Genomic DNA, 12,397 nt, shown 5'->3' with positions numbered 1-12,397 from the left:
ATCAGGCTATGAACTCCGCCACTGCCCCCGGTGCCGCTCCCGCCTCGGAACTAGAGTCTGGAAGCCGCGCGATCGGGAAGGGCAAGGTCGTTGCCTGGGCTGCCTGGGACTGGGGATCCGCTGCCTTCAACGCGGTCATGACCACCTTTGTCTTCACCGTGTATCTGACCTCAAAGGCCTTCGGCGGGGAGGACGAAGCCTCTGCGGTGTTGGGTTCCGCCCTGGCCGTCGCCGGGGCGGCCATCGCGTTGCTGGCCCCGGTTACCGGCCAGCGCTCGGACACCGGCGGCCGCCGCAAGCTCTGGCTTGGGGTGAACACCGGCGCGGTTGCGCTGCTCACTGGTCTTTGCTTCTTCGTTTTCCCGCGGCCTGAATTCCTCCTCCTCGGCGTGACCCTGATCGCGCTGGGCAATGTGTTCTTCGAATTCGCCGGCGTCAATTACAACGCCATGCTGGCCCAGGTCTCGACTCCCGCGAACATCGGCAAGATCAGCGGGTTTGGCTGGGCTTCGGGTTACCTCGGGGGCATCGTGGCGCTGCTGATTGTCCTGCAGCTTTTCGTTCAGCCAAGCATCGACTGGTTCGGCGCCTCTACCGAGGAGAGCCTGAACATCCGGCTCGTCGCCGTGTTCTCCGCCCTCTGGCTCGCGGTCTTCGCGCTCCCGGTGATGTTCGCCGTGCCGGAAGTGCCGAAGGCCAAGCAGGCCGCTTTGGGGTTCTTCGCCTCCTACGGCCTGCTGGCGCGCCGCGTCCGCGCCATTTACCGGACCAGTCCGCACACCATTTACTTCCTGTTGGCCAGCGCCATCTTCCGTGATGGCCTGGCCGCCGTCTTCACTTTCGGCGGAGTCATCGCCGCCGGAACATTCGGGTTCGAACTGAAGCAGGTCATCTTCTTCGCGATCTTCGGCAACGTCGTCGCTGCAGTGGGTGCCCTGGCCGGCGGGTTCCTGGACGACCGGGCCGGGCCCAAGACGGTCATCATCGGCTCGCTGCTCGGCCTGCTCGCCGCAGGCACCGCCCTCCTCGTCCTGGGCAACGGAACGTATTCCTTCTTCGGCATGCAATGGGCTGGCAGCACGACGTTCTGGGTCTTTGGGCTGTTCCTGTGCCTCTTCGTCGGGCCGGCCCAGTCCTCGTCGCGCGCCTACCTTGCCCGGCTCGCTCCGCACGGCGAATCCGGCGAACTGTTCGGCCTTTACGCCACCACCGGCCGGGCCGTCAGCTTCCTGGCACCTGCGCTCTTCACCTTGTGCATCACCGTCGCCACCCCCCTCGTTGCCCCTGGTGAGGCGCAGCGCTGGGGCATCCTGGGGATCATGGTTGTCCTGCTCGCCGGGCTGTTGGTGATGCTGCCGGTCAGGGCGCCGGGCAAAGCAGAAATTGCCGTGGTGCCGGGGGCCTGATCATCGCGGAAAGCTCCGGGAGCGCACTAGGCTGGAGCCATGAACGTGGATGAGACAGACCTTCCCGGCCTGGGCCGGCGCAAGGACTTCATGACCGCCTCGGGACGCCGGATCGGCGTCGTCGAATACCGCGAGGGCCAGACCGAGCTGATCGTCTCGACCTGGGACGATCCGGACACGTGCCAGGCGTCCATCCCGTTGACCGCCGACGAAGCAGCTGCCCTTGGCAACCTTCTGGGCGGACAGCGCCTCGCCATGCAGCTCTCGGAGGCGCACCGGGAAGTTCCCGGGATCGTGACCCGGCAGTTCTCCATCGCCGCGGACTCCCCCTTCCACAACCAGCCGATGGGCAAGGCCTGCATCCGGACCCGCAGCGGCGCCTCGATCGTGGCCATCATGCGCGAAGGTGAAGTGCTTCCTTCTCCCGGGCCGGACGTTGTCCTGCATCCCGGAGACCTCCTGGTCGCCGTGGGCACACAAGAAGGCCTAGACACGGCGGCCAGCATCCTGCGCAACGGATAAGCGGCGTGGATCCGCTCGCCCTGACCCTCATCGAGCTGGGGGCCGTCGTGTTCTGCCTTGGCCTGCTGGCCAGGCTGGCCGGGCGGATCGGCATGTCACCCATCCCGCTGTACCTCGTCGGCGGCCTGTTCTTCGGCGCCGGCGGCCTGGTCAAGCTGGAAGGCATGCACGAGTTCGCGCATCTTTCCAGCGAGATCGGCGTCATCCTGCTCCTGCTTATGCTCGGACTGGAATATACAGCGGCCGAGCTCGTCACCGGCCTTCGGCGCTCCTGGCAGGCGGGCGTCCTTGACCTCGTGCTGAACTTCCTGCCCGGAGCAGGCCTGGCTCTGCTCCTGGGCTGGGGGGTCGTGGGAGCCATGGTGATGGGCGGCGTCACCTACATTTCCTCCTCCGGCATCGCCGCGAAAGTCATCACCGACCTGGGCCGGATCGGCAACCGTGAGACGCCGGTGATCCTGTCGATCCTGGTGTTCGAGGACTTGGCCATGGCCGTCTATCTGCCGGTCCTGACGGCGACGCTCGCCGGGGTCAGCTTCCTCGTGGGCCTGCAGACCGTGGGGATTTCCCTTGCCGTCGTGACGCTGGTGCTGGTCGTGGCGCTGCGCCACGGACACCACGTCTCCAAGGCCGTCCACAGCGAAAACTCCGAGGTGTTCCTGCTCAACCTGCTGGGCGCGGCGCTGCTGGTGGCGGGCCTGGCCGCCGCCATGCAGGTGTCCGCGGCCGTGGGCGCCTTCATGCTCGGCATTGCAATCTCCGGCGCGACAGCGCACAGCGCAACGCGGATCCTGGAGCCGCTGCGCGATCTTTTCGCGGCGATCTTCTTCGTGGTCTTCGGCCTCAATACCGACCCCAGCTCCATTCCGCCGGTGCTCGGCTGGGCCCTGATCCTGTCCGTGGTCACCGCAGCGACGAAGATGGCGACCGGTATCTGGGCGGCTAAACGTGCCGGCATCGCCGTTCCCGGACGCTTCCGTGCCGGGGCGGCCCTGATCGCCCGCGGCGAGTTTTCGATTGTCATCGCCGGGCTGGCGGTGGCTTCCGGCGTGGTGCCCCACGACCTCGCGGCCTTGGCGACAGCCTACGTGCTGATCATGGCCGTGACGGGTCCGTTGGCCGCCCGCTTCGTGGAACCGATGGTCCGTGCGTTCCGCCGCCCGGCGCGGGGTTCCGCCGTCCCGGTCCGGCCTGTCGGCTAGCTGGCTCCCCGTCAGTCCCCCCGCCGGTTAGATGTCTCCCGGCTTCAGGCGGGTCCCGGCCGGTTAGATGTCTGTCCGGTGGAAGTTCAGGTGGCTGCGGCTGGCCGTCGGCCCGCGCTGGCCCTGGTAGCGATTGCCGTATTCGCCCGAGCCGTACGGGTGCTCGGCTGCGGAGCTCAGCCGGAAGAAGCACAACTGGCCGATTTTCATGCCCGGCCAAAGCTTGATCGGCAGCGTGGCCATGTTGGACAGCTCAAGGGTGACGTGGCCGGAAAAGCCGGGATCAATGAAGCCCGCCGTTGAGTGCGTCAGCAACCCCAGCCGGCCCAGCGAGGACTTGCCCTCCAGCCGCGCTGCGATGTCATCCGGCAGCGTGACAGTCTCATAGGTGGAGCCCAGCACGAACTCGCCCGGGTGCAGGATGAACGGTTCCCCCGCGTCGACTTTGACCAGGCGGGTCAGCTCCGGCTGGTCTTCGGCAGGGTCGATGTGCGCGTACTTGTGGTTATCGAAGAGCCGGAAGTACCGGTCAATCCGCACGTCCACCGAGGACGGCTGAACCATGTCGGGGTCGAAGGGATCCAGCACAATCCGCTGGGAATCGATTTCGGTACGAATGTCGCGGTCAGAGATCAGCACAGGATCAAAAATACCCCACTCGTTGCCGTGTGGTAGCTGTGGGGCTACTGTTGCTCCAGTGACTACAGGCCGCCCGGCTCTCGGGGGCCACGACGGATCTGGGGTTCGTTTTGAAGAAGTTTGCCGTGGCCGCGCTGTGCGCGCTGGCCCTGGTCTCGCCGGCTGCCGTGGCCGCGCTGCCTTCCGCAGCACCCGCGCCGACCTCCACCAGCAAGCCGGCACCAGCCGCCGTCGAGCCGGACGCGTCAGCGCCGCCGCAGGCCGCCGGGGCGGGCACCAACAAGGCGCCACTGCCCGCTTCCGGCCCGCAACCCGGCCCCGCCGCACCGGCAGCGCCCACGCCCGTCCCGGGCGGACAGGCTTCACCCGCCGCCTCCGCCTCGCCCGCGCCAGGCAACAACCCGGCCTCAGACCGCGCTGCCGTCGTCGTCCCCGGCGGGACGATCTCGCCCGCCAGGGCGGAGTCCCCCGGCGCCCCGCCGGAACCCAAATCCATTCCGCCGCTGTCCGCCACGGAGGCCGAACTCCTTGCAGCCCAGCAGGCCGCCCTGGCGAAGACGAAAGCCGCGCCGGATGGTTCAGCGCAGGCACTGGTCCAAGACAGCAACGCTGCGCAGATTTTGGCCGTCTTCAACGCGATTAACAACTACCGGTCGTCCCTGGGCCTCGCGCCGGTCAAGTACAACGCTACGGTGTCGGGGCTGTCCCAGGAGTGGTCCAACGACATCGCGACCCGGGAAGTCATCGAGCACCGCGCGAACTTCTGGACCGACCCCCGGGCACTGAACCCCACCGGCGGCGCCGGAGAGATCATCGCGGTGCGCTGGGACCGGGACGCCGCACAACTGGTCGAGTGGTGGAAGGGCTCCCCGGCCCATGACGCGATCCTCCGCGACCCGCGCTTCAACGTCATCGGCATTGGCATCACTTTCACCGACGGCAACTGGCAGACCACACCCAACCGGTACACGATGTGGGGGGTGGTGAATTTCTTCGGCTACAGCTTCCTGCCGGCCGGAACCACCACGTCCCCGGGATCCGTCACGGGCGGGATCCCCGCAACCACGTCTAGTGTTTGCGATCCGCCGGTGCGTCACATGCCGCCAACGCAGGATCTCAGTGCGGCCGCGATCAAGAGCGGAAGCGACTTGGTATCCGTCAATGCGGCGGGCCAGTTGCTCGACATTCCCGCACTGGGCAGCCGGGACTTCGGCGCCCCCACGGTCATCGGCGGCGGCTTCGGGTCCGCTTTGCAGGTCTTCCTCACCGACTGGGAACGCGACGGCGTCTACGATGTCCTGGCACAGTGGAGTGACGGCCGAGTCACGCTCCATTCCGGTCTGCCCGGCGGCGGCTTCCGCGCGGCGGTGACGCTCGGACAATCCGGGTGGGCCGGCATGACCGCGGCCGTGGGACAGTGGTGCTCCAACAACCGGCTCCCGCAGATCTTGGCTCTCGACGGCTCCGGCAACCTCTGGCTGTACCAAAACCGCGGGTCCGGCGACCTATCGCAGCGGACCCTGGTCGGCAGCGGCATCGCGGCTACCCGGCTCGCCATGGTCGACTTCGACGCCGACGGCTTTCAGGACCTGCTGGCCCTGCAGACCAGCGGTAATGTCCTGCTGTACCGGGGGGCGGGAGTTCCTGCTCCACGCGCCGAGGCCCGCAGCGTGGTGGCCAGCGGCTGGTCCGATGTGACGGCCATCCGGCCGTTGCGTGACACCAGCGGACTGAACTCAACCGGCGTGGCCCTGCGCCGAGGCAGCGACGCTGTGCAGTACTGGGACCTCAGCACGGGAAAACTCTCCGCACCGTCGTACGTACCCGGGAACTGGTCCGGTCTCCGGCTCGCACAGTAGTGCCGCCCAGGAGAGGCGGCCCGCGCTGTTACTCCCCGGACGTGCTAGGCCGCGGCCCGCTGCTGCTCCTTCTCAAGCACGGTTTTGAGCCGCTCGAGTTGGGCCACCTGGGTCTTCAGGGCACGCCGGACCTTCGGCAGCACCAGAAGCAGCCCGGCGGCACCGGGCCGGCACTGCAGGGCGAAACGGACCCGCGTGCTGGTGCCTTCGGAACTGAGGTAGTAGCCGCCGTGTGGACGCACCGGACCGGCGAGGACCTGGAACTGGATCTCGGCGCCGGGCCGGGTTACGGTCAGTTCAAAATCAGCAGCGCTCTGGCGGTGGCCCGTGTGGTCCAGATGCGGGCGGTAGACCGCGCCTTGGGAGCCTCCCGCTCCGGCAATCAGTTCCACGCTGCGGACACCCTCGCGCCAAAGCGGGAGGTTCACCGGGTCCAGCAGGAAGGTGTAAACGCTCATCGCGTCGCGTTGGATTACGACGTCGTTCTCTGCATAGGCCACGGAGATCCTCGCTGTCGGACTGCTGGTGCACGTAGCCCGTTCCCCGGAGACTGCAGCTAACCCCTTCAGCGTAGCCAGCAAGGCCCGCCACGCATCCGTTGCGTGGCGGGCCTTTACCGAAGAGTTATGCGGTCCCCCGGGCTGTGCTGCGTCCCGGCGCCGGACAGCTAGTCGCGCGAAACCTTCGGAACGGAGAACACGATGACCGCACCCAGGACGGCGAAGGCGGCGAACATGTAGAAGTTGAGCTGCCAGCCGAAGGCCATGCCGGCGATCACACCGCCGATCAGCGGGCCGCAGATGGCGCCGATGCGCCCGATGCCCAGCGACCAGCTCAAGGCCGTGGCGCTAAGTGACTGCGGATAGTGGGTGGCGCAATAGCCGCCCACGAGGATTTGGGTGCCTACCGAGCCGAGGCCGGCGAAGGCCACGATCACGAGCAGTATTGCCAGCGGAAGCTTAAGGCTGAGCATGAGGATCGCCACGAAGGCCAGGATGAAGGACGCCGTGACCACCTTCCGGATGCCGATCCGGTCGGCCAGCATCGACGCGCTGATGGAGCCGACAATCGCGCCCGCGTTCAGCACCAGCAGGAAGGTCAGGGCATCGCCCAGCTGGAATCCGGCCTGGCGCATGATCTGCGGCAGCCAGGTGTTCAGCCCGTAGACGAGGAGCAGGCCGCAGAAGTTTGCCAGGGCGAAGAGGATGGTGGAGACCACCCATTTGCGGGTGAACAGGGTTTTCATGGCCGATTTCGGTGCCTCGGCACCGGTCTTGATGTCGTCAGGGGTGACAATGTCCGAGTAAACCAGCCCGTACCGCGCTGCCGTCGCCTTCGCTTCTTCGAGGCGCTGCTTGCGGGCGAGGTAGGCCACCGATTCGGGCAGCAACTTCCAGGCGACCGGGAGCAGGGTAACGAGCGGCAGTGCACCAATCGCATACATCCAGCGGAAGTCAATGTGCTGCAGCAGGTTGATGGCGAGGAGGGAGGCACCGACGCCGCCTACTGAGTAGCCGCTGAACATCACCGCATTGGCGATCTGGCGCCGCTCCTTGCGTGCGAACTCGACCGTCAGTGCAATACACGTGGGTACGATTCCGCCCAGTCCGAGCCCCGTCAGGAACCGCAACAGGCCGAAGACCTCAGCGGACGGCGCGAAGGCCGTGAGCAGCATAAAGGTGGAGAACCAAGCAATGCAGGCAAGCATGATGCGACGGCGGCCCAGCTTGTCCGTCAGGATGCCGACGGAAAGCGTTCCGATCAGCATGCCGACCAAAGCGAGGCTGCCGATCAGGCCCGCCTGGGCAGGGCTGACGCCCCATTCCTGAAACTTCAGGATCGAGGGAACGGTAGACCCGTAGACCACCAGGTCGTAACCATCAAAGACGATCGCTACGAAGCACAGGATGAGGACCGCGTGGCCCTTCCAGTGAGGCGTGGCCTCGTTGCGTAACTCAGTCGACATTGACTGCGTCATGGGTATACCTCTCATTAGGATTTCGAAGGGATTGAGCGAGAGTGCTGCGATGCTGTGCCCACTGTGTCACGCTTTGTTTCCGACAGTAAATAAGCCAGCATATGTTTTTTGGTAACGATCGACGACGGAGACAGTGCGTCAGTGGCCTTTGAAGGCCTCAGCGAGCCACCAAGCGCCGCCGTCGGACGCTATCTTGGCGTCGACGACCAGCGGCCGGGCAGGACGGCTGCGCAGCCAGGCGCGCACGGCGTCCAGATCCGTCACGTTGCGTACGGTCACTGCGTCAGCGCCGAAGCCGCGGGCTATCGTGGCGATGTCCGTGTCCGGGAAGGTGACGGTTCCGAGATCCACCGCGGAGCGCCCGCCGACTCCGGCGTCGGCGCCGAAGTGGTGGACCTCCGCCCCGTAGCCGGCGTCGTTATAGATGATGCAGACCAGCGGCAGCTCCAGCCGGACCGCGGTCTCCAGTTCGCTGATACCCATCAGGAAGCCCCCGTCCCCGGCCCCGAGCACCGGCAGCCGGTCCGGCCGGGCGAGCGCTGCGCCAATCGCGGTGTAGAGACCCAGGCCGATGGATTGGAAGGCTTGGGTGAAGCAGAACCCGAACTCGTCCGGGACCTTCAAATATGCGCTGGGATAGCCCATGAAGTTACCGGAGTCGATCGAGACAATCCGGTCCGCGGGCAGGATGGTGTCCAGTTCGCGGCTCAGGACCCGCGGATCGATCCGCCCGCCGCCGGAGAGGTCCGGCGTCGCGACGTCGTTCCAGCGTGAGCTACCGGTGATGGCCGCCGCAGTCTGCTCGGTACGGTACTTCTCCGCCCGGCCCGGCTGGAGCGCCAGCAGTTCGGCCAGGACGTCCGCCGCGGTCAGCGCGGAATCCCCGATCACGCCCAGGTCGATGGGCCTGTTGGCGCCCAGCGCTGAATCCTCGACATCAACCTGGACCACGGTGGTCCCGTCTGAGATCAGGTGCCCGTGGCGCATGGTCCACATGTTGAGGGCGCAGCCCCAGCCGATGATCAGATCCGCACCCCGGATCAGCTCGGCGGCGAGCGGTGATGAAAATCCGCCAGAGATCCCGAGTGCAAAGTCCTCGTCATGGAATAACCCATTGGCTACCGCGGACGTGGCCACCAGAGCTCCTGCATGGTCGGCGAGCCTAAGCAGTTCCTCCCGCGCCGTCCGCGCCCCCCGGCCGGCCACAAAGACCGGACGCGCGGAACCGTGGATCAGCTCAGCCAGGCGGCGGACGCTCGCGGCCTCAGGGCGCATCACCTGGGGTCCGGCGACCGCGGGAAGGTGCCCCCTCGCCGCCTGGTCGGCAGCGGGGGCCGGGGCTGACTGAACGTCAAGCGGCAGGTTAAGCACCACGGTGCGTCGTTCGTTCCGCGCGGTGCGGAAGGCCCGGACGGTGTCCGCGACGGCGGTGGCCGGGGAATAGATCCGCTCGCTCACGGCTCCGACACTGCGGGCAAGGGCATTCTGATCGATTCTGAAGTTGGATCGGACCGCGGAGCCTTGGGTGTCCGCCGTCAGGACGATCAGCGGTGTGCGGCTCTTGGCCGCTTCCCCTATCCCGGTGACGGCATTGCTCAGCCCGCAGCCCTGGTGGGTGCTCACGACGCCCACCAGGCCGGACATCCGGGAGTAGGCGTCCGCCATCGTGGCCGCTCCGCCCTCGTGCCGGGCTGCGGTGTAGGGCACCCCGGCCAGGCGCAAGGCGTTGGTCACCTCGAAGTTGCCGCTGCCGACGACGCCGAAGACATGGCCGACGCCGAGCTCCGCCAGGGTCTGACCCACGAGCTGCGCGACCGTGGCCGCCGGCGAATGCGCGGGGCCGGCCGGGACGGCGGAGGAAACAGGGGAACCTACTACCATGGACTTACCTTCCATCGAGTAATGCAGCTGCTACGAACTGCACTGTTGCTGACTTCTCTTCGAACTTTCAGGCGGCCCCCATGAACCCCGTGCAACCCCTCCCCGGCGCTGCCACGACGGCAACCCTGGAGCGGACCATTGAATGGGTGGACACCGATGCGGCGGGGCACCAGCACAATTCGGCGGTACTCCGTTTTGTCGAGGCCTGCGAGGCCAAGCTGTTCCGGGACCTGGATCTGCCGGAGTACTTCCCTTCGGCGCCCCGGGTTCGCCAGGAGCTCAACTACCGGGCGAAGTTGTTCTTCGGCCAGCGGGTTACCACCACCGTAGTGGTGGAGAAGATCGGCGGCGCGTCCATGACGTTCAGCTTTGAAGTGTGGGGCGAGGAATTCGGCGGTGAACCCCGCGCCCTGGCCGCCCACGGCTCCTTTGTCACGGCCCACGTGGCTCGCGGCGCAAAGGCCGCGAGCCCGTGGCCGGCCGAATTCAGAGCCAGAATCACCGCCCGCCAGGGCTAGTTACTAGACCGAAGCCGTTTCTTTCGCGGGCGTCCAGCGCAGATGTGTCGGCAGTTCTGCCAGTTCCGGCTCACGCACCAGCGCCAGCCGGGGCCGGACGGCGTCGGTGCGGGCTGCCGGAGGCTTCCGGCTGCCGGCCCGGAACTGCTGTGGCCAGTCTGCACCGGGCCCGCGGTAATCCTGCTCGCTCGCCGCGTGCAGGGTCCACTGCGGATCGAACAGGTGCGTGCGGCCGAGGGCGCAGAGGTCCGCCCTGCCTGCCAGCAGGATCGAGTTCACATCGTCGTAGGAGGACACCGCCCCCACCGCGATCACGGCCGCGCCCGCCTTCTGCGCCACCTCCTGCCGGATCCGGTCAGCGAACGGCGTCTGATAGCTCCGGCCATACGCCGGCTTCTCCTCCTTGACCACCTGGCCCGAGGAAACGTCCACGCCGTCGGCGCCGTGCTCCACGAACGCCCGGGCAATCGCGACGGCATCATGCTCGTCGTTGCCGCCGGGTGCCCAGTCCGTGGCGGAGAGCCGCACGGTCATCGGCCGGTCGGCGGGCCAGGCAGCGCGGACGGCGTCGAACACCTCCAGCGGGTACCGCAGCCGGTTTTCCAGCGATCCGCCGTATTCGTCGGTGCGACGGTTGGCCAGCGGGGAGAGGAAGGCCGACAGGAGGTAGCCGTGCGCGCAGTGCAATTCCAGCAGGTCGAAGCCGGCAGCGGCAGCCCGGACACTGGCCGCGACGAACTCGTCCCGGATCTCGTCCATTTCGGTGCGGCCGATTTCGCGCGGCGCCGGGCTGCCCGGGCCGTAGGGAACTGCCGATGGGCCTACCGGCTCCCAGCCGCCGTCCGGGAGCGGCTCATCGATGCCTTCCCACATGAGTTTGGTCGAACCCTTCCGGCCTGAATGCCCCAGCTGGACGCCGAGAGCCGCCGTCGACCGGGTGTGTACGAACTCGACGATTTCGCGCCAGCTCTCCTGCTGCACGTCGTTATAGAGCCCGCTGCAGCCTGGCGTGATGCGGCCGGTTTCGGACACACAGACCATCTCGGTCATCACCAGGCCGGCGCCGCCGAGGGCCTTGCTGCCGAGGTGGACGAGGTGGAAGTTACCCGGCACGCCGTCGGTTGCCGAGTACATGTCCATCGGCGAGACGACGATCCGGTTCTTGAGTTCCAGCCCGCCGATGCGGTAGGGCTGGAACATGGCAGGTGCGCTGGACGCAATGCCCTGGCTGCGGGCAAATTCCTCGTCCACCCGGGCTGCGAACTCGGGATCTCGCAGCTTGAGGTTGTCGTAGGTGATCCGGCGGCTGCGGGTGAGCAGGTTGAAGCAGAACTGGACCGGGTTCTGGTCCTTGTACATGCCAATGTTCTCGAACCATTCCAGCGATGCCTGCGCGGCGCGCTGGGTGGACTCGACGACGGGCCTGCGTTCAGTTTCGTAGGCCTCCAGGGCGGCCCCGAGTTCGGCGTGTTCATGCAGGCAGGCGGCCAGGGCCAGGGAGTCCTCCATCGCCAATTTGGTGCCGGAGCCGATGGAGAAGTGGGCCGTGTGGGCGGCATCACCGAGGAGCACGATGTTGCCGTGCCGCCAGGACTCGTTGCGGACGGTGGTGAAGTTGAGCCACTTGGAGTTGTTGACCAGGACCTCGTGGCCCTCGAGTTCCGTGGCGAAAAGTTCACGAATCTTATCCACGGCCGCCTCGTCGCTTTCGCCGGGCTTGAAGGCCTGGTCCTCGGTGGCGTCAAAACCGGCGCGGCGCCACACATCCTCGTGCATTTCGACGATGAAGGTGCTGCCCTGGTCGGAGTAAGGGTAGCCGTGGATCTGCATGGTGCCGTGTTCGGTTTCCTTGACAAAGAACTTGAACGCCTCAAACACGAGGTCGGTGCCAAGCCACATGTACTTGGACCTGCGGACGTCCAGGCTTGGCTGGAAAACGTCGGCGAAGCGGGACCGGACGGCGGAGTTCACGCCGTCGGCGGCAAGGACGAGGTCGTAGTCGCTGCTGAGTTCCTCGACGTCCGGGGCGAGGGTGCTGAAACGCAGGTCCACGCCCAGTTCGGCGCAGCGGTGCTGCAGCAGCTCGAGCAGTTCCTTGCGGCTCATGGCGGCGAAGCCCTGGCCGCCGACCGTGTGCTGCTCACCCCGGAAATGAATGTCAATGTCCGTCCAGCGGGCAAAACGCTTGGACATGTACTCGGCGATCACGGTGTCCGCGTTGCCGATGCCGCCGAGAGTCTCGTCGCTGAAGACAACACCGAAACCGAAGGTGTCGCTCGCGGCGTTCCGCTCCCAGACGGTGACCTCGTGCTTCGGATCCAGCTGTTTCATGAGGGCGGCGAAGTACAGTCCGCCCGGACCGCCGCCGATGATTGCGATTTTCATGTGATGC

Annotated in this window: 10 protein-coding genes; 5 read left to right on the top strand and 5 right to left on the bottom strand. The window is 66.7% G+C overall.

Annotated features, from left to right (window positions below; all coding sequences use genetic code 11):
- Window positions 1–8: 8 nt before the first annotated feature.
- From QFZ61_RS04720 to QFZ61_RS04710, 3 genes are read left to right on the top strand one after another with little or no spacing between them, the layout of a single operon-like run.
- On the top strand, window positions 9–1,406 hold the full coding sequence (locus tag QFZ61_RS04720; protein ID WP_307033764.1) for an MFS transporter: 1,398 nt from the start codon (window positions 9–11) through the stop codon (window positions 1,404–1,406).
- A gap of 39 nt (window positions 1,407–1,445) precedes the next feature.
- Window positions 1,446–1,928, top strand: a complete 483-nt coding sequence (locus tag QFZ61_RS04715) for a cation:proton antiporter regulatory subunit (RefSeq protein WP_307033763.1) — start codon at window positions 1,446–1,448, stop codon at window positions 1,926–1,928.
- Between the two features lie 5 nt (window positions 1,929–1,933).
- Window positions 1,934–3,130: a cation:proton antiporter gene (locus tag QFZ61_RS04710; protein ID WP_307033761.1), complete on the top strand. Its 1,197-nt coding sequence runs from the start codon at window positions 1,934–1,936 to the stop codon at window positions 3,128–3,130.
- A gap of 63 nt (window positions 3,131–3,193) precedes the next feature.
- On the opposite strand, the gene dcd is transcribed toward QFZ61_RS04710, so the two are convergent.
- Complete coding sequence (dcd, locus tag QFZ61_RS04705) at window positions 3,194–3,769, bottom strand: dCTP deaminase (RefSeq protein ID WP_307033759.1); 576 nt, start codon at window positions 3,767–3,769, stop codon at window positions 3,194–3,196.
- A gap of 110 nt (window positions 3,770–3,879) precedes the next feature.
- Here dcd and QFZ61_RS04700 point away from each other — a divergent pair, with 110 nt between their 5' ends.
- Complete coding sequence (locus QFZ61_RS04700; RefSeq protein ID WP_307033757.1) at window positions 3,880–5,628, top strand: CAP domain-containing protein; 1,749 nt, start codon at window positions 3,880–3,882, stop codon at window positions 5,626–5,628.
- Between the two features lie 44 nt (window positions 5,629–5,672).
- Here QFZ61_RS04700 and QFZ61_RS04695 read toward each other — a convergent pair whose 3' ends face one another.
- The 3 genes from QFZ61_RS04695 to QFZ61_RS04685 form a co-directional block, all read right to left on the bottom strand.
- A complete protein-coding gene (locus QFZ61_RS04695; protein WP_307033755.1) occupies window positions 5,673–6,128 on the bottom strand; it encodes an SRPBCC family protein in 456 nt (151 codons plus the stop codon).
- Window positions 6,129–6,295: 167 nt separating this feature from the next.
- Complete coding sequence (locus QFZ61_RS04690) at window positions 6,296–7,594, bottom strand: aromatic acid/H+ symport family MFS transporter (protein WP_307033753.1); 1,299 nt, start codon at window positions 7,592–7,594, stop codon at window positions 6,296–6,298.
- A gap of 150 nt (window positions 7,595–7,744) precedes the next feature.
- Complete coding sequence (locus QFZ61_RS04685; RefSeq protein ID WP_307033751.1) at window positions 7,745–9,487, bottom strand: thiamine pyrophosphate-binding protein; 1,743 nt, start codon at window positions 9,485–9,487, stop codon at window positions 7,745–7,747.
- Window positions 9,488–9,567: 80 nt separating this feature from the next.
- Here QFZ61_RS04685 and QFZ61_RS04680 point away from each other — a divergent pair, with 80 nt between their 5' ends.
- On the top strand, window positions 9,568–10,005 hold the full coding sequence (locus QFZ61_RS04680; protein WP_307033749.1) for a thioesterase family protein: 438 nt from the start codon (window positions 9,568–9,570) through the stop codon (window positions 10,003–10,005).
- A 3-nt stretch (window positions 10,006–10,008) separates the two neighbouring features.
- On the opposite strand, the gene QFZ61_RS04675 is transcribed toward QFZ61_RS04680, so the two are convergent.
- On the bottom strand, window positions 10,009–12,390 hold the full coding sequence (locus QFZ61_RS04675) for a bifunctional salicylyl-CoA 5-hydroxylase/oxidoreductase (protein WP_307033748.1): 2,382 nt from the start codon (window positions 12,388–12,390) through the stop codon (window positions 10,009–10,011).
- Window positions 12,391–12,397: the final 7 nt, after the last annotated feature.

It is taken from the genome of Arthrobacter sp. B3I4, from assembly GCF_030816855.1.
Lineage (GTDB): Bacteria > Actinomycetota > Actinomycetes > Actinomycetales > Micrococcaceae > Arthrobacter.
Note: the sequence above shows the minus strand (reverse complement) of the source record. Positions and strands in the feature narration are given on the sequence as shown.